This window comes from Streptomyces sp. NBC_01446, from assembly GCF_026340095.1.
Lineage (GTDB): Bacteria > Actinomycetota > Actinomycetes > Streptomycetales > Streptomycetaceae > Streptomyces > Streptomyces aureus.
Genome location: NZ_JAPEPO010000002.1, coordinates 798,072 through 814,898, shown reverse-complemented (window position 1 = coordinate 814,898; position 16,827 = coordinate 798,072). Strand labels below are relative to the sequence as shown.

General features: G+C 69.1%; 18 protein-coding genes and 2 pseudogenes. 9 read left to right on the top strand and 11 right to left on the bottom strand.

The genetic code is table 11. The annotated features are described in order from the left end of the window. Positions 1-11: 11 nt before the first annotated feature. The 3 genes from OG456_RS41375 to OG456_RS41365 all read right to left on the bottom strand — a co-directional run bounded on the left by OG456_RS41375 (position 12) and on the right by OG456_RS41365 (position 3,059). Positions 12-1,355: an ABC transporter substrate-binding protein gene (locus OG456_RS41375; protein ID WP_266570225.1), complete on the bottom strand. Its 1,344-nt coding sequence runs from the start codon at positions 1,353-1,355 to the stop codon at positions 12-14. A gap of 103 nt (positions 1,356-1,458) precedes the next feature. Beyond that, positions 1,459-2,634, bottom strand: a complete 1,176-nt coding sequence (locus tag OG456_RS41370) for a substrate-binding domain-containing protein (protein WP_266570224.1) — start codon at positions 2,632-2,634, stop codon at positions 1,459-1,461. 272 nt (positions 2,635-2,906) lie between these two features. Continuing rightward, a complete protein-coding gene (locus tag OG456_RS41365) occupies positions 2,907-3,059 on the bottom strand; it encodes a helix-turn-helix domain-containing protein (RefSeq protein ID WP_266570223.1) in 153 nt (50 codons plus the stop codon). 156 nt (positions 3,060-3,215) lie between these two features. Here OG456_RS41365 and OG456_RS41360 point away from each other — a divergent pair, with 156 nt between their 5' ends. Both OG456_RS41360 and OG456_RS41355 read left to right on the top strand, forming a co-directional pair. Further along, positions 3,216-4,751 carry a cytosine permease gene (locus tag OG456_RS41360; RefSeq protein ID WP_266570222.1) on the top strand — a complete coding sequence of 512 codons (1,536 nt, stop codon included), beginning with the start codon at positions 3,216-3,218 and terminating at the stop codon, positions 4,749-4,751. 5 nt (positions 4,752-4,756) lie between these two features. Next, positions 4,757-5,401 (top strand): cyclase family protein, encoded by a 645-nt coding sequence (locus tag OG456_RS41355; RefSeq protein WP_266570221.1) that lies wholly within the window; start codon positions 4,757-4,759, stop codon positions 5,399-5,401. Positions 5,402-5,585: 184 nt separating this feature from the next. Here the strand turns inward: OG456_RS41355 and OG456_RS41350 are convergent. Beyond that, a pseudogene (locus tag OG456_RS41350) lies at positions 5,586-5,771 on the bottom strand (substrate-binding domain-containing protein); the annotation flags it as partial. Positions 5,772-5,840: 69 nt separating this feature from the next. Between OG456_RS41350 and OG456_RS41345 the strand changes: the two are divergent. Then, positions 5,841-6,278, top strand: a pseudogene (locus OG456_RS41345) (RNA-guided endonuclease InsQ/TnpB family protein); the annotation flags it as partial. A gap of 42 nt (positions 6,279-6,320) precedes the next feature. On the opposite strand, the gene OG456_RS41340 reads toward OG456_RS41345, so the two are convergent. Then, positions 6,321-6,515 carry a hypothetical protein gene (locus OG456_RS41340; protein ID WP_266570220.1) on the bottom strand — a complete coding sequence of 65 codons (195 nt, stop codon included), beginning with the start codon at positions 6,513-6,515 and terminating at the stop codon, positions 6,321-6,323. On the opposite strand from OG456_RS41340, the gene OG456_RS41335 reads away from it, so the two are divergent. The 5 genes from OG456_RS41335 (at position 6,514) to OG456_RS41315 (ending at position 10,309) form a co-directional block, all read left to right on the top strand. Beyond that, a complete protein-coding gene (locus tag OG456_RS41335) occupies positions 6,514-6,669 on the top strand; it encodes a hypothetical protein (protein ID WP_266570219.1) in 156 nt (51 codons plus the stop codon). The two genes, OG456_RS41340 and OG456_RS41335, sit on opposite strands and share 2 nt — an antisense overlap. A gap of 44 nt (positions 6,670-6,713) precedes the next feature. Then, a complete protein-coding gene (locus OG456_RS41330) occupies positions 6,714-8,192 on the top strand; it encodes an FGGY-family carbohydrate kinase (protein WP_266570218.1) in 1,479 nt (492 codons plus the stop codon). A gap of 112 nt (positions 8,193-8,304) precedes the next feature. Then, positions 8,305-9,060 carry a hypothetical protein gene (locus OG456_RS41325; protein WP_266570217.1) on the top strand — a complete coding sequence of 252 codons (756 nt, stop codon included), beginning with the start codon at positions 8,305-8,307 and terminating at the stop codon, positions 9,058-9,060. After that, positions 9,057-9,215 carry a hypothetical protein gene (locus OG456_RS41320; RefSeq protein WP_266570216.1) on the top strand — a complete coding sequence of 53 codons (159 nt, stop codon included), beginning with the start codon at positions 9,057-9,059 and terminating at the stop codon, positions 9,213-9,215. The genes OG456_RS41325 and OG456_RS41320 overlap by 4 nt, the downstream gene beginning before the upstream one ends. A 203-nt stretch (positions 9,216-9,418) precedes the next feature. Further along, complete coding sequence (locus OG456_RS41315; protein ID WP_266570215.1) at positions 9,419-10,309, top strand: MBL fold metallo-hydrolase; 891 nt, start codon at positions 9,419-9,421, stop codon at positions 10,307-10,309. A 137-nt stretch (positions 10,310-10,446) separates the two neighbouring features. Here OG456_RS41315 and OG456_RS41310 read toward each other — a convergent pair whose 3' ends face one another. The 6 genes from OG456_RS41310 to OG456_RS41285 form a co-directional block, all read right to left on the bottom strand. Then, the gene (locus tag OG456_RS41310; RefSeq protein WP_266570214.1) at positions 10,447-10,896 is read right to left on the bottom strand and encodes a spore-associated protein; all 450 of its coding nucleotides are present in this window, start codon (positions 10,894-10,896) and stop codon (positions 10,447-10,449) included. Positions 10,897-11,142: 246 nt separating this feature from the next. Further along, positions 11,143-11,433 carry a zf-HC2 domain-containing protein gene (locus OG456_RS41305; RefSeq protein ID WP_266570212.1) on the bottom strand — a complete coding sequence of 97 codons (291 nt, stop codon included), beginning with the start codon at positions 11,431-11,433 and terminating at the stop codon, positions 11,143-11,145. 254 nt (positions 11,434-11,687) lie between these two features. Further along, positions 11,688-12,377, bottom strand: coding sequence for a response regulator transcription factor (locus tag OG456_RS41300; protein ID WP_266570211.1), 690 nt, complete (start codon positions 12,375-12,377; stop codon positions 11,688-11,690). Beyond that, positions 12,374-13,624: a sensor histidine kinase gene (locus OG456_RS41295; protein ID WP_266570210.1), complete on the bottom strand. Its 1,251-nt coding sequence runs from the start codon at positions 13,622-13,624 to the stop codon at positions 12,374-12,376. The genes OG456_RS41300 and OG456_RS41295 overlap by 4 nt, the downstream gene beginning before the upstream one ends. Before the next feature lie 71 nt (positions 13,625-13,695). Then, positions 13,696-14,265 carry a hypothetical protein gene (locus tag OG456_RS41290; protein ID WP_266570209.1) on the bottom strand — a complete coding sequence of 190 codons (570 nt, stop codon included), beginning with the start codon at positions 14,263-14,265 and terminating at the stop codon, positions 13,696-13,698. Then, a complete protein-coding gene (locus OG456_RS41285; protein ID WP_266570208.1) occupies positions 14,262-15,068 on the bottom strand; it encodes a ferritin-like protein in 807 nt (268 codons plus the stop codon). Before OG456_RS41285 ends, OG456_RS41290 begins: the two co-directional genes overlap by 4 nt. 483 nt (positions 15,069-15,551) lie before the next feature. Between OG456_RS41285 and OG456_RS41280 the strand changes: the two genes are divergently transcribed. After that, positions 15,552-16,748, top strand: coding sequence for an aromatic ring-hydroxylating dioxygenase subunit alpha (locus OG456_RS41280; protein WP_266570207.1), 1,197 nt, complete (start codon positions 15,552-15,554; stop codon positions 16,746-16,748). Positions 16,749-16,827 lie beyond the last annotated feature (79 nt).

Here is a 16,827-nt window from a genome sequence, read left to right as displayed (position 1 = left end):
GATGCGGGCGTTCACGTGGAGTGCTGGGTGGTCTTGAGGCCGAGCGCCTTGAGGTCGGGCATCGTGCCGTCCTGCGCGGCGCGCATGGAGGACTCGATCGTTCCGGAGCCCGCCGCCGCCCGGGCGAAGGCGTCCGACATGACCTGCCCGGTCGCGGTCATCCGGGGTCCCCACACCCAGCCGTCGCTGATCTTCTGGGCCTCGGTCTCGAACAGCGTGTAGATGTCCTGCCCGCCGTAGTACGAGCGGTCGAAAGCGGCACGCCCCTCCTTGATCAGCTCGGTCACGGCCGGGTACTGACTGCTCGCACCGCTGGACAGGCGGGCCTTGATCGCGTCGGGGCTGGAGACCTGCCATTCGATGAACTCCATGGCGGCCTCGGGGTGCTTGCTGTCCTTGGTGATCGCGAACGTCGAGCCGCCCTGGGTGCCGAGCGCCGGCTTCGCCGGGTCCCACTGGGGCTGCGGGGCGATCCGCCACAGTCCCTTCTGCTGGGGGCGCGCATTCATCTGGGCACCCGCGTCCCAGGCGCCGCTGTGCCGGGTCAGGACGAGGCCGTTGCCGACCTGGGCGTCGGCCTCGCGGCTGTTGGGGGGACTGACGTAGACGAGGTCCTCGTCGATGAGGCGCTGCCAGTACTGGGACACGCGTCGCGTGGGCGCGTCGGCGAGCGACACGTTCCAGGCACCCTTCGAGGTGTCGAACCAGTGCGCACCGGCCCCCCAGCACCAGCCCGAGAACTGGCCCATGTCCGTGGAGAAGAAAGTCACCCTGCGCTTGCCGCCGGTGCGGCGGACGGCGCGTGCCAGATCGGTGTACTCGTCCCACGTGGTGGGCACCTCGAAGCCGTACTTGTCGAAAAGATCCTTGCGGTAGTGCAGCACCATCGGTTCGACGTCCAGGGGCACGCTGTACGTGCGCCCCTCGAACGTCGTCAGGCCGAGCGCCTGCGGCAGCAGCTTGGCCTTGAGCTTGTCGCTGATCACGTCTGTGATGTCGCGGGCCACACCGTCGATCGCGTAGCCCGGGACCTGCGGGTACTCGATGGTGGCGACGTCGGGCGCGTTGCCCGCGCGAGCCGCGTTGCTGAGCTTGAGATATCCGCCGGAGGTACCGGACGGTATCTGTTCGAAAGCGACCTGGATGGTGTCGTGCGTCTTGTTGAACGCGTCCACCACCTCCTGGCTGCCGCGCAGCGCGGACCAGAACGTGATGGTGGTCGTGCCTTTGGTACCGGACTTGCTGCTGCTCCCGGATGACGCGCTGTCGTTCCCACTGCAGGCGCTCAAGGCGCCCGTCAGGGGCAGCGCGGTGATCGCGGCGAGCACCGATCGACGGCTCTGTCGACCAGGCATGGGCGCCTCCCGCGGCTCCTGCGTGTTCGAGTCACGGGAATCCTGATCGGCTGACCGGACCTGGTCAATAGATCGATCAGAAGAAAATTAAACGGTCAAACGCTCATTGTGGAGTGGCAGTTGTGCCCGAGGTCCCTGAGGCGTCGGGTACCCGCGATTCCGTGGCGTGCGGTGCCTGGGTCGAACCGCGCACCTGCAACGTGGGCATCAGTTCCAGGCGCCGCGCAGGCCCCGCCCCGGAGGCCGTCGCAGGTGACTGCCCGCCGAGTCGGCGCAGGAGCAACTCCGCCGCCGCCCGGCCCACCTCGGCCTTCGGTGGCGAGACGGCCGAGAGCGGGGTGCTGCCGAGACCCGCGACCACGTCGTCGTACGCGATCACGGAACAGTCCTCCGGGACCCGCACCCCACCGTCGCGCAGCGACTGCACCAGCATGAGCGCGTCCACATCACCGTGCAGTACGGCTGCCGTGGCACCCAACTCGGCCAGTAGCGACGGGAGGTCGATGGGCTTCTCCGTCGTCTCCGCCGCCGGGTCGGGAGCCGCTCCGGGCGAACTGAGCGCCACCGCCCACTTGTCCACGTCCGGATGGTCCGCGGCGATCTCGACGAACGCCGCACGCAGGGCACGGGCGGTAGGGCTGTCGTCCCTCGCCGCGAGCACGATGCGCCGGTGGCCGAGCCCGGTGAGGTGCTCGACGGCGATGTGGATGCCGTACCAGTGGTCGGTACAGACCGTGTCCACGGCGTGCAGCGCGCTGCCGCGCCGGGGCCTGCGCTCCATCACGACCGCGGGCACCGGCAGGCGCGCGAGCCAGGCGTAGTCGGCTTCCTCCGTGGCCCTGCTGCGCCAGCGCGGGGCGATGAGCAGTCCGCGCGCGCCGTCCGCCAACGCCTGTTCCACGATGGGCTGTTCGGCTCCCGCGACGGCCGGCGCGATGTGCAGCGCGATGCGGATGCCCGCCTCCTCGAAGGCGCTCCGGGCGCCGTGCAGCGCCTCGTACAGATACGAGTGGCGCTCGGGGACGACGACGGCGACCGGGCCGCCGTCGGCCATCGGCTCGGCGGCGGGGGCGGCGGCACGTCCCGTCTCGGACAGCACCGGGCGGGCGACGCCGTGCCCCCGGCGCAGCTTGCCCTCCCTGGCGAGTTCCTCGACATCGCGGCGCAGGGTCACCACCGACACCGCGAGTTCCGCGGCGAGATCGCTGACCCGCGTCGCCCCGCGCGACTGCACCACGGCGAGAATCCGCTGCCGCCTGAGATCGACCGGCTCACGCATGCTGATGGCCCCCTCGACACCCGCTGTTCGTTTGAGCGCTTCCGTGAACGCTTCGGCGGCAGCATAACCAGCGGGTGGCCGGGAAGGTCAGCCCTTGGACGCCTGAGACATCACTCAGGGATGTTGTGCCTAGTAGTACCCCCCGAACGGGGCGTGGTCCGTCGGGGCGAGGGCGCGCACGAAGCAGCGCAGGCGGACCGGTCGACGGGCGACTGAGCGCACGGCAGCGGGTCGGTGGGGAGCGTAGGGGGCGGTCCGGAGGGGGCGGTGGATCAGTCCAGAAGCCCCAGCTGTCCGGCCGCCCGGATCGCGAGCCACACCTCCGCGAAGGAAGCTGTGGCCGACAGATCCCGGCCCGTCAGCTCGCTGAAGTGGCGGAGGCGGTAGGAGAGCGTGTCGATGCGGTGCTCTTTGTGCTCAGCCACAAAGTGAGGCTACCTCTTCGTGCCTGCACCGATTGCCGTGGCACTCCCTTGCCGTGCACACTCACCCGACCACCTGCATGTTTCGCTGTCGCGTGAGAAACCGCCCGCCGCGTCCGCTGACGACCTGATCAACCTGCTCGCTCCCAAGGAGGACGAATGAGTGATTCCCCGGCTCTGACGGAGGTGGAGCAGTTCGGCGTCGAACGCATCCCTGACTCGGACCGCTCCGCCAAGCCCCTGGACCTGTTCCGGGTCGCGTTCGGTGGTGCCAACACCTTCGCCACCTGCGTGCTGGGCGCCTTCCCCATCCTGTTCGGCCTCTCGTTCTGGCAGGGCCTCGCGGCGACCGTCCTCGGCCTCGTGGCCGGTGCGCTGATCCTGGCGCCGCTCGCGGTGTTCGGCCCGCGCAACGGCACCAACAACGCCGTGTCGTCCTCGGCCCACCTGGGTGTGCACGGCCGGATCGTCGGCTCGTTCCTCTCGCTGCTCACCGCCGTCGCGTTCTTCTCGATCTCCGTGTGGTCTTCCGGAGACGCCCTGGTCGGCGGCGCGCACCGGCTGATGGGCGTGCCGCAGAACGACGGGGTGTTCGCGCTGGCGTACGGGGTGTTCGCGCTGCTCGTGCTGACGGTGTGCGTGTACGGCTTCCGGTTCATGCTGTTCGTGAACAAGATCGCGGTGGTGGCGGCGTCGACGCTGTTCGTCCTCGGTTTCTTCGCCTTCGCCGGGGACTTCGACCCGGGCTACCAGGGGGCGTTCTCGTCCGCCTCGTCCGCCGGGTTCTGGCCCGCCTTCATCGGCTCCGCCCTGATCGTGCTGTCCAACCCGGTGTCGTTCGGCGCCTTCCTCGGCGACTGGGCCCGCTACATCCCGGCACAGGCCTCGAGCCGCCGGGTCGTCACGGCCGCGTTCGCGTCGCAGATCGCGACCATCCTGCCCTTCTTCTTCGGCCTCGCCACCGCCTCGATCATCGCGGAGAAGGCGGCCAAGTACATGGACCCGAGCGCGTCGAACTACGTCGGAGGGCTCCTCGCGATCGCGCCCGGCTGGTACTTCCTGCCCGTGTGTCTGCTCGCGCTGATCGGCGGCATGTCCACCGGCACCACCTCGCTCTACGGCACCGGTCTCGACTTCTCCAGCGTGTTCACGCGGTTCAGCCGCGTGCAGGCGACGCTGTTCGTCGGTGTGCTGTCGATCGGATTCATCTTCCTCGGCCGCTTCGCGGCCAACCTGTCGCAGTCCATCTCGACGTTCGCGACGCTGATCATCACGTGCACCGCCCCCTGGATGGTCATCATGATGCTGGGCTGGCTGACCCGCCGCGGCTGGTACGACCCCGACTCGCTCCAGGTGTTCAACCGGCGCCAGAAGGGCGGCCGTTACTGGTTCACTCACGGCTGGAACTGGCGCGGCATGGGCGCGTGGATGACCTCCGCGGTCCTCGCCCTGACGTTCGTGAACCTGCCAGGCCAGTTCGTCGGCCCGCTCGGCGACCTGGCCGGCGGCGTGGACCTCTCGCTCCTGGTGGGCCTCGGCGTCGCCGCCCTCCTCTACCTGGCCCTGCTGTGGCTCTTCCCCGAGCCACGCGAGGTCTACGGGCCCCAGGGGCCGCGCCTGGTCCGCGCCTCGAACACGTCCGTCCCGCCGATCACCGACGACGTCCCCGCGCCCGTCGCCGCTGGAAAGGCGTGACGACCATGCGTCTCGTGGACCTCTCCGTCGAACTCGCGACCGGCATGCCGGTCTACCCCGGCGACCCGCGCGTCACCCTCACCCCGGCCCTGAGCGTCGCGGCGGACGGCGTGAACGTCCTGCACCTGGACATGGGGTCCCAGTCCGGTACACACGTCGACGCGCCGTTCCACATCGACGACTCGCTGCCCACCCTCGACCAGCTCCCGCTGGACCGCTTCGTGGGAGAGGCCGTCGTCGTCGACGCCCGCGGCGCGCACCCGCGTTCACCGCTCGGGCCGGACCTCTTCGAGGGCCGGATCCGGGCGGGGGCGATCGTCCTCGTCGCCACCGGCTGGTCGGCACACTGGGGCACCGACGACTACCTCACCCACCCCTACCTGACCCGGGAGGCGGCCGAACTCCTGGTCGCCGCGGGAGTGCGTACGGTCGGCATCGACGCGCTGAGCGTGGATCCCACTCCCGCCGACGAGTTCCCCGCCCACCGGATCCTGTGCGGGGCGCACGCCGTGATCGCCGAGAACCTGACCGGGCTCGGCCCCCTGGTCGACGCACAGTCGGCGGGCGAGCCCGTCGAGGTCTCGCTGCTGCCGCTGAAACTGCCCGCCGCCGACGGCGCACCCGTACGGGCCGTTGCCCGCATCGGCTGAAGAGGAGACGCTCCGCGAACGCGAGACGATCGTGTTCGCCCGCCAGGAACCCGGCCGCTGGCTCGCCGTCCACGAGCATCTCTCACCGGCGCCCGAAGCCTGACCTGTCGCTCCACGACGTCGTCCGGAACGCCTCAGGCTTCCCGGGCGACGTTGCCGTCGTTCCGGCACGGGGTCGACGAGGTCACCCCCGGACCGGTCCGCTCGTCGAGTCCCTGGCCTGGAGGGACGTACGCAGGACCACTGTCTGCAGTGGCTTGTCCGTGCCGGCGATGCGTTCCTGCAGGAGCCCCGCCGCCGCGAACCCCAGCTCGTACGACGGGAGTTGGATCGAGGTGAGCGACGGGGTGACCAGCTCGGGCCACGGGACGTCGCCATGGCCGCCTACCGCGCGGCGTCTTCCTGCCGCACATGCTCAGCCTGGTCGTCGTCGGCCTGCTGGGGAAGTTCATGCATGGTGGTCGAAGCACTCGCCATCACGAACATGGTCAGGTCCGCTCGGGGCACCATCGCCGAGCCGGGGACAGGCGTCGCCCAGAAGGCCGGACTCAACCGCTCCATCAGCCAGGAGGCGTGGGGCAGGACGGTCACGATGCTGACGTACAAGGCCGGCCGGTACGGCGGCACCCTGCACAAGGTGCCCGCCCCGCACACCTCCCGACGCTGCTCTGCCTGCGGCTTCATCACGCCCGGCAGCCGACAGGACCAGGCCACGTTCGTATGCAAGAACCCCAACTGCGGATGGTCGGGCAACGCTGACCACAACGCGGCCCGCAACATCTTGCACCTGTACCGGACGGGCCACGCGCTCATCCCGGCTGCCGGGAGGGCAGTCGTCAGGCGTGCCAAGCGCGTCAAGCCCGCCACCGCAAGGTAGACGGGAATCTCCTTCCTGAGCTTGCGAAGGGAGGAGAACACTTCAACTCGGCATACCGAAGGAGCTGGAGGAGGCGGCGATCGTGGACGGCTGCGGGTACTGGCGGGTGTAGTGGAACATCATCCTGCCGCTGTCCCGGCCCGTCCTCTCGGCGCTGTCGGTGTTCTTCTTCCTCGCGAACTGGAACGTCTTCGCCTGGCCACTGGTCGCCACCAACGGCGCGGACCTGACGGTCATGCAGTTGGGCATCGCGTCCTTCAGCACCCAGCGCGGCGCGAACTGGAGCTACGTCCTGGCCGCCGCCGTGGTCGCGGTGATACCCATGCTCGCCCTCTTCCTCGTCTTCCAGCGCCAGATGGTCGAGTCCATCAAGACCTCCGGCCTGAAATGACCCAGCGCAACGATCCGGAACGAACCGAGAAGTACGGTGCTCGCATGCCTCAGTCAGCAGTCATCGGTGTGGATATCGGAACGTCCAGCAGCAAGGGCGTCCTGGTCGGCCTCGACGGCACCGTGCTGCACACGGCCGTCCGTGAACACGCCGTCGACCGCCCGGCTCCCGGACATGTCGAGATGCGCGCGGACATCTGGTGGGACGAACTCGCCTCCCTGACCCGTGAGTTGACCTCTGCACACGAAGCGGACGTGGTCGCGGTCGGAGTCAGCGGCATGGGCCCCTGCGTGCTGCTCACCGACGAGAACGACACACCTGTACGGCCCGCGATCCTGTACGGCGTGGACACCCGCTCCGTCCCCCAGATCGAGCGACTCGAAAGGGAGCTGGGCGCCAACGAGGTCGCCCGCCGCTGCGGCTCGCGGCTCACGACCCAGGCCGCGGGCCCCAAGGTGGCGTGGATCGCCGAACAGGAACCGGAGCTCTTCCGCCGCGCCCGCCGGCTCTACATGCCGAGCTCCTGGCTCGTACGCAAACTGACCGGCGCCTACGTCCTCGACCACCACTCGGCCAGCCAGAGCACCCCGCTCTACGACATCGTGGCCCGCGACTGGTACACCCCGTGGACCGACAGGATCGCCCCCGGCATCGAACTTCCCGAACTGCGCTGGTCCGGCGAGGCGGCGGGCACGGTGACCGCCGAGGCCGCACACGTGACAGGTCTGCCGACAGGCATTCCGGTCACCACCGGGACCATCGACGCCTGGGCCGAGGCGCTGAGCGTCGGCGCGCACGGGATCGGCGACCTCATGCTCATGTACGGCACGACGATGTTCCTCGTCCACACCGTGCCGGGGATGCTGCGTGACCCCTCGCTGTGGAGCACCGTCGGCGCCCTCCCCGACACCCGCAATCTCGCCGGCGGAATGGCAACGTCCGGCGCCGTCACCAGCTGGCTCCGCGACCTGTTCGGCAGCGACGACTACCGGCAACTGCTTCACCTGGCCGAGGAGTCGGGCCCCGGCGCGGGCGGCCTGCTGATGCTTCCCTACTTCGCCGGGGAACGCACTCCGATCACCGACCCACGGGCGCGCGGCGTCATCGCCGGCCTCACGCTCTCCCACACCCGGGGAGACCTGTACCGAGCGGCCCTCGAAGGCACGGCGTACGGAGTGCGGCACAACATCGAGGCCATCGAAGCGGCCGGCGGTGACATCCGCCGCGTCGTCGCCGTCGGCGGCGGCACCCAGGGACGCCTGTGGACCCAGATCGTCTCGGACGTCACCGGCCGGGCCCAAGAGGTACGCACGACGTCCATCGGGGCCTCGTACGGAGGGGCACTCCTCGCCGCCCAACTGGTGAGCGACGCCCGCATCGACATCTGGAACCCGGTCCAGGAAGTGGTCGCCCCGCGTCCGGAGGTGACGTCCCGATACGACGAGCTGTACGCCCTGTACCGCGAGCTCTATCCGGCGTCTTCCCACGTCGTCCACGCACTGTCCGACATCCAGTCCCGCTGAACACCCGGGAGTACCTCCGCTGGGCAGGGGCTCCCTCCTACATGCCGGATGGCCCTCGCAACAGAAACTGGAGGCAGACCTGGCCGCCGCGCTCACGGACCTCGGCCGGGCGGTGCGCCGAGCTCACGCCGTCGACGAGAAGAAGGGGCACGGCTTCATCGACAGTCAGCGCGCCGCCATAGAGGTCTTCAAGCAACTGCCGCCGGACGCCCCGCTGATCGTCGTCGAAGGGGTCTGGCAGTACAGCCACCACGTGTGCGCTGGGCTGCGCAGCCACCAGGGCCCGATACTCGTCGTCGCCGACTGGAGCGGCGAATTCCCGTGCCTGGTAGGCCTGTTGAGCCTCACCAGTAGCCTCACCAAGGCGGGCGGCGTGCCCTACGCGGCGCTGTGGAGCGAGGACTTCACCGACGAGTGGGCCCGCGACGGACTGCGGACCTGGTTGGAGACCGGAACCCTCACACACGACACCACACATGTACGGGATCTGCCCGCACTGCCCGCCGACGCGGAGACCGAACTGGGCGTCGCCCTGGCCCGCCAACTCCGGTCGGAGAAAGCCGTCATCGGTGTCTTCGACGAGGGCTGCATGGGGATGTACTACGCCATCATCGACGACGAACTCCTCAACGCCCTCGGCATCTCCAAGGAGCGCCTGTCGCAGAGCGCCCTCGTCGTCGAGATGAACAAGGTCACCGACGGGGAGGCGCAGGCCGTACGCGACTGGCTCGACGCGGCCGGCATGACCGTCCACACCGGCACCGACGAGGCCACCGAGCTGACCGACGCACAGCTGCTCAGCCAGTTCCGGATGTACGTCGCCGCGCTGCGCATCGCCGACGACTTCGGGCGGTCCTGCACGGCGTGACGCGTGACCAGTTCATGGCCCGCCACGAGGCGAACCGCCTCAACGTGGCCTACGCCCCCGACGCCGCCACCGCCGACAAGGCCCTGCGCGCGAAGGCGGCGCTGTTCGAGGAGCTGGGGCTGCGGGTTCAGCTGTGCGGCGACGTAAGCCTCTGATCCCGGCGCGTCCGGCCCTGCCCTGGCGCCCTGTCTCGACGCACTCCTCGCCGACCGGCTCGCCGGTGACGATGCCCACGACGACCTCGGCACCGTACGGCGGGCCCGGCCGCGGTTCGCTCCCGCGTCTTCAACGCTTCGGTGCTGCACGCGATGCGGGCGTTCGACCGAAGATCGGATCGGAAGGTGAGAGAGTCTGGAAAATGCGGACCACGGGATACACGGCGGCAGAATACGGCGACGTCAGCGTGCTCGTAGGCGCCCAACGGGGTGCCTACCCGTACGGCAACACGCTGCTTGTGCGGGGCACGGCAGAATCGCTGGTCGTCGACCCGTCGTTGTCGCTCCTCGAGGGCGCGCCGCCCGCGGACCTGGTCCTCGTGAGCCATGCGCACGAGGACCACATCGCCGGTCTCGGAAGCTACGAGGTGCCGGTGCACACCCACGAAGGTGACCTCGGCGCACTGCGGTCCCGCGAGGCTCTCGTTGCCGGGATCGGCCTGCCGCCCGACGAGGTCGACGCCGTCGACAAGATGATGCGGGACGAGTTCCATGTGCGGGGTCGACCGGACGCGGCGGGGTTCGAGGACGGCGCCGTCTTCGACCTCGGCGGCCGCACCGTGACCGTCGTGCACCTGCCCGGGCACACCGCGGGCCACAGCGGTTTTCTGATCGAGCCGGACGGCTTCCTGTTCGTGGGGGACATCGACCTGACGTCGTTCGGTCCGTACTACGGGGACGCCAGCAGCAGTCTCGTGGACTTCGAGGCGTCGATGCGCCGGTGCCGGGAGATCGACGCGCGCTGGTACGGCACCTCGCACCAGAAGGGTGTGATCGAGGGCGCCGAGGAATTCCGGCGCCGGCTGGATGACTTCGCCGGTGTGGTGGCCAGGCGCGAGGCGGCGCTGCTTGCGTTCCTCGGTGAGCCGCGGAGCGTCGAGGAGATCGTCGAGCACAGGCTCGTCTACCGGCCCCATGTCGAAGGGCCGCAGGTGAGGCCGGTGGAGCGGAGGACGGCGGTGCAGCACCTGGACGTACTGATGAGCGGAGGGCTGGTCGCCGAGGTGGATCAGGGACGGTTCCGAGCGACGTAGACCCGCGAAACGGGTACGGGCCGCTCCAGCAGGGTTGCGCTCATGGGTACTTCGGGCAGAGACCGGCCAACGGTGGGTGTGGTGCTCCCCGTCGGCCGGTCGGTGCTTCGCCGGTCAGCTGTGCGGTGTCGAGCGGATCAGCGGGTCGTGGTGACCCGGTGCTCCCGGAGCGCGGCACAGTTGGATCCGGTCACCTGGACGTACACGTTGTTGATGTTGCCGCCCCAGTCGACGCAGTGGGCCTTGCCGTAGACGTAGGTCGGTCCCGCGTACGAGGTGTACTGCCCGTAGTCCTGGTCACCCTGGTCGGTGTCGGAGACGTAGATCCAGGCGGACATGTCGAGCCGGGTGCCGGGGTTGTTGCGGATGGTCGCGACGCAGTTCTTGCCGTTCGAGGAGTTGTACGTGAGGTAGACCGTGCCCAGTGAGCCGACGGGCGCAGAGTTGACGGTCTTGTAGCTGCTCCCGCACACCTTCTGCGGTGTGGTGTTGGGTGCGGCGGAGGCGGGTCCCGCCAGCGCGGTCGTGCCCCCGATCGCGAGGGCTGCCAGGGCGGCACCGGTCAGGACAGGTCGGCTGAATCGCATATTTCCCCCTTGTGATCTTTGCGAGTTTGTTGCTCTTGCATCATGTGACTCGCGACACATCCGGATGGTTGTGCCTCTCCGCGGGAGAAGTCGGATCCGGATGGTTGTGCCTGGCGTCGGGGGATCAACGCCCTTGTGTGGCTGACCTGTTGACGTCGCCGCGTCCCCTGGATGGGGGACGCGGCGACGTCTGCGAGAGGAGAGCGTCTACCGGGGGGAAGGGTGACGTCGTCGGTCGACCGCTGTTCAGCCCATGGCCGCCAGCACCTTGCAGTTCGCCCAGTGCGCGAGCGTGAGGTGCCGCGTCCGGGCCGGGCGGCGCCGGCCGAGCTCGCGGCGGCGGGGCTCGTCGGCCAGCGCCTTCCGCAGAGGGATCAGGTGAGCCGACACCGCCGCCAGGCAGTAGTGCTCGTCCCGGCAGGTGGAACAGGTCGCCAGGTGGGTGGTGACGGCACGCGCCTCGTCCTCGGCGAGTGCGCCGAGCGTGTAGTCGGCCAGTCGTTCACGGATGGTGTTGCACTCCAGGGTGCTGAACATGTCGACTCCTCTCCTTGCCACCGCACCAGCGCAGAAACGCAGCTACGGCACCATGAGGCGGGCAGGCGCGGAGGGCCGGTCGTGCCACCGGGCACTGGGGCTCAAGGACCTGCTTCCGTTCATGCATTCAATGTGGCCGACGCGGGGGTGGTTGCGCGTCGTCCCCCTGAAGCGAATCGCGTCTACTGCGTCCGTGGTATCCGACCCCGGTGTCTACGGCCGACGGCGTCCCGCCTGCCTGCCCCATGGGGTCCTCAGGCCTGTGGGCCGGCTGGTTCCACCACCGGGCTGACCAGGCCGCACTGGTAGGCCATGACCACGAGCTGGGCCCGGTCGCGCGCCGCCAGCTTGGTCATGGCCCGGTTGACGTGCGTCTTGGCGGTCAGCGGGCTTACGAACAAACGTTCGGCAATTTCTTCGTTCGATAGACCCAGCGCCACCAGGCACATCACATCGCGCTCCCGCGGTGTCAGGTACTCCAGGCGCTCCTGTACGACGGCCGGGTACAGCTCGGGCTGCGCCAGAAAGCGGGAGATCAGCGCGCGAGTCGCCACGGGGGAGAGCAGCGCCTCACCGGCGGCCACCGTGCGGACGGCCTCGAGCAGGACCTCAGGCCGTACACCCTTGCCGAGAAAGCCGCTCGCCCCCGCCCGCAGCGCCTCGGCGACGTGCTCGTCGTCCTCGAAGGTGGTGAGGATCAGGACTTTCACCCCGGCGAGGTCCTCGGACTCGCTGATCAGGCGCGTCGCGTCGAGGCCGTCCATCTCGGGCATCCGGATGTCCATCAGGACGACGTCGGGATGCAGCGACTCGGAGAGGTCCACGGCCTCCCTGCCATTGGCGGCCTCACCCACGGTCTCCATGTCGTCCGCGGAATCAAACAGCATCTTGAAGGTGCCCCGTAGCAGAGCCTGGTCATCGGCGAGAAGAACACGGATCGTCACGCTCGTCCTTCCTCGGTGGTGCCCTTCACAGCCGGCTCATCGGCATCCGCCGCTGCCGAGTCCTCTGCGGTAGCGGACAGCAGAGGCAGCTCGGCAGTCACCGTGAAACCGCCTTCCGCGCGCGGTCCCGCTTTTACCCTGCCTCCGACTGTGCCGGCCCGTTCGCGCATCCCGATCAGCCCGTGGCCGCTTCCCGGATCGGAGGGGGCGGGCTGCGACGGGCCGTCGTCCTCCACGGTGATCGTCAGCCAGTTCGGGAGGTAGGACAGATCCAGTCGTGCCTCGTCCACGCCCGAGTGCTTGCGCACATTGGTCAGGGCCTCCTGGATGATGCGGTACGCCGCCAGGTCGGCTGCCGGTGCCAGCGGCTTGGGGTCGCCGCTCAGCGTCTGCTTGACAGCAAGCCCAGCACGTTCGAAGGACGCCAGAAGGTCAGGTACGTGACTCATGCCCGGCGTCGGATCGCGCGGTGCGGCTGTCTCGTCCGGCTGCCGCAGCAGGCTCACGGTCACCCGCAGCTCGTCCAGCGCGGACTGGCTCACGTCGCGGATGCCCTCCAGCGCGGTGAGTACGTGTTCGGGCCGCTGCTCCACAAGATGGACGGCGACGCCCGCCTGGGCGTTGATCAGGGCGATGTGGTGGGTCACGACGTCGTGCAACTCACGTGCGATGCGCATCCGTTCGGCCGCCACCCGCTGACGGGCTTCCTGCTCGCGGGTGCGTTCCGCGTGCTCCGCCCGTTCTTCCACGGCCACCACATAGGCTCTGCGGGATCGCACGCCGTCCCCGACCGCCGCCGGCAGAGCCGTCCATGCTAGCGTCGCCGCGTTGTCCGGGGAAAGCCATGTCCGTGGGTCGGTCGCCAGGGCCGCTCCTACCAGCACGGCGGCCGTCGCGCCCGCTGTCGTCCAGGTGGTACGCCGGTCGGTGCACGCGGCGACGGTGTAGATGGACAGGATGACCGAGCTGGTCCCCAGCGGGCCTTCCCGGAACCCGAGCGCCTGAAGGATGGCTGAGCAGCTGATGGCCACGGCGAGTACGCCGAAGGGGTGGCGGCGCCGCCACACCAGTGCGAAGCAACTGGTCCCGAGGAGCACCACGGCCTGCCATCGGATGGAGATCCGGTGCTCCTCATGAACGATCGAGACCGCCAACATCGACAGCAGAAAGACCAAGGCCGCCAACAAGACGTCCACGACGCGAGTCCGAGCCTGCGATCCCGGACGTTTAACGGTCATCACTGCCATGTCACCAACCTAGGGCTGGTCACCGGACGAGGCACCGCGAGCGCAGGCGTCGTCACCGCGGCACATCCCGCTCAGTCGTCCTCGGCCAGTTGGAATGCCGGGGCCAGAACCGTCTTGGCGCCGGGGGCGCTCGGAATCCGCATCAGCGCACGCGCCTGCTTGCCGAGGACTTCCATCTGCTGCTGGGCCCGGCGGAGTTCTTGGGGGTGGCCGTCGAACACGCGGTTGAGCGTCCTGAGCATCTCGGTGTACGCGCGGTCGCACTGTTCGGACGCTTCGCGCGCTGCCGAGCCCTCCTCCAGCTGCTGGGTGTCGGGATTCTCGACCAGGCGGTACACCTCGCGCGGATCGAACGGGATTTCCGGCCCGTCGAACGACCAGTAGCCGTGCGTCTTGACCAGCCGGCGCCCTTGCACGATCTCCCAGAACCGGTAGTAGTGCGCCAGCTCATCCGTGCCTGCCCCGGCCTGGACGGCCGGCGGTGGCCCCTCGGCCGCCGATGGTTCGGCAACGGCCGACGCGGAGGACGGCACCCCTGCGCCGGTGGCGAGCACCCCCGACACGGCGGCAGTGGCCGCCAGTTGCAGAGCGGTGCGTCGGTCGGGCCCGCCGACGGCCCCGTCCTTCTCGGTGCTGGTCATGACGCCCTTCCCGGTAGCGGGCCTACGGTCGGGTCCTGGGCGTGGCCCTCGCCCTGGTCGATGATCTCCAGGATGGCCCAGAGCGCTGTCTGCAGATTGGTCACCCGGTACAGCCGTCCGGGAGCGTGCGGCCAGCTGACCTGCCTGCGTGGATCGCCGCTGAACAGATTCTTCTCACGCTCGTCGAGGTCGGTCAGCACCTGGGCGATGTGCTGGTAGAACCCGCCGATGGTGCTGTCGTCGTAGTCGGCCAGGGCAAAGAACCTTCTAGGGGCGTCGAGGGCCTCTTCGGTGAGGTTCTGGATGTTCCCTTCCGCGTCCAGCTGAGGGTTGTAGCCAGAAATGGACTGGAGTTCTCTCTGGCCGGCCGGGGCGAGGGGGGCCTCGGGCAGTTCGACGCCCATGAAGACCTGGCGTACCCGTTCGATCGAGCAGGCGCCGAGCGAGACCTCCAGGTCGGGCATCACCCCGCCGGGCAGTGGCCCCGGGTAGGCGGGAACCAGGCCCGGGTCGTCGAACCTGGGGGTGGCACCGACCGCGTTCATGATGTTTCCGATGAGCGCCAGGTGCAGCATCTCCTGCATGACGACGCTGCGGATGATGCCTCCGACCTCTTGGTTCTTTCCGTCCTTGAGGGAGTACATCGCCGTGAGATAGGGGGGAATGGTGGCGTGTTCGAGGGCGAGGGCTGTTCGGAGGAGCGAGTGCAGCTCTGCCCGGTCGGTCGCCGTTGTGGTGCCCCGGGTGAAGGCGTGATCCCCGATCTCGGGCGTTCTGGTGGGAATGGAAACTGTCTCGTTCATACGTCCCTTTTGGTCGCGTCGCTCTGACGCTGCACGATCGCATGATGTCCACCCGCTGACGGGGAACCCCGGTGCTCAGTACCGCGCCCAGGGGAGCGCCGGACAGGCAAATGGAGTAACGCGGAAGCCGTGTCCGGGCTCATGGTTGCGACTGCCCCGCCGGTGGTGGCACCCCGGCGCGTCCGGGCCCGCCGGTCGCGCTGGATGGACAGGCGATTCGTGCGGTCGCACGGCACTGCGGTTGCCGTTTGCGCCGCCTGCTACCACCGTGGAAGTGGAGTTCTGCCGCGGCAGGCGGAGCGCCCTCGGCCTCCACCGGGTCGGACCGAACCGATGCCGCCGGCGGCATGCCCGCTGATCGGCAGCCACCCGAACCCAGAGGCACGGCCCGGGACAGGCCGGCCGGCGACGTGTGTACACCTTTCCGGGAGCCTGGTGCTCCCCCTGCCGTGTCCTCCCGGCTCCAGCGCAAGGGAGCAGTACATGACCGAGGCCCTTCCCGGAACGGACGGGTACAGCGCCGACGGACCGGCGGGTTTCCCGTCACGTCCGGTGAGCGAACGTGGCGAGGCCGTCGCCGACCTGCGGCGCATCGGGATCGACCCGGATTACTGGTATCCCGTGGCCATGTCACGTGCTGTGCGCAAGGAACGTACCTTCGCCGCCGTCTTCGCAGGGGAACGGATCGTGCTCTACCGGGGTCGGAGCGGAAGCGTCTACGCGCTGGAGGACCGGTGCGCGCACCGACAGGTGCCGCTGAGTCTCGGCGTCGTGGAGGGGGACGCACTGCGCTGCTGCTACCACGCCTGGGCCTACCGCGGAAACGGCCGCATCTCGCAGTTCCCGTACCTGCCCAAGGGATGCGAGCGGCCGCCTCGCGGCGTGCGCTCGTATCCGGTCCGCGAGGCGTTCGGCCTGGTGTTCGTCTTCCCGGGCGACCCCGAGAAGGCCGAGTCGGCGCCGTTTCCGGTACTGCCCGAGTTCGGCGCGGCCACGCACCGGACCATGACCTTCTCCCGCACCGTGAACTGCCACTACTCGTTCATGCACGAGAACCTGCTGGACATGAACCACCAGTTCCTGCACCGCAGGGTGCTGGGCAGAATTCAGCCCAAGCTGCTGGGGTACGAGACCGGCCCGCAGTTCGTCGAGGCCCGCTACCTCTTCGTCCCCGCCGGGGGCAAGAAGGACCGCGGCGCCGGACTGCTGTCGGCCGAAGGGCTCGGTGGACAGCAGACACCCGACGAGATCACCATCCGCACCCAGTACCCGTACCAGACCTTGCGAGCCGTCCCCGACGGCGCCGAACTCCCGTCCTTCTCCCTCTGGGCGGCCTACGTGCCGGAGGATGCCGAGCAGCGCATCAATCACGCCTACGGCCTGCTGATGATCGCGAAGCCGCCGGTCCCGGGGGTGCTCCAGCTCGCCTGGCCACTCATCCGCCGCTTCACTGAACGGGTGTTCGCCCAGGACCTCATGGCGGTCGAGGCCGAGCAGCGCGCCTGGGACGAACAGGGCGAGGACCGGAACCACGAAGTGTTCCCGCTGATCCTGGACGTGCGGCACATGCTGCGGACGAACGGCGTGCCGCTCGGCCCCGAGACGGTCGGCGACGGCGGGCAGCAGGGCGCCCGGCCGCATGCCGACGACCACGAGAAGGACTCGCGGAACGCCAACTGACCATCGGTGGTGGGGAGTTGGTGGTCGGACAGGAAGGGCCGTGCTGCGGGTCTCCGGGCGAGGCGTACCAGCAGCATGC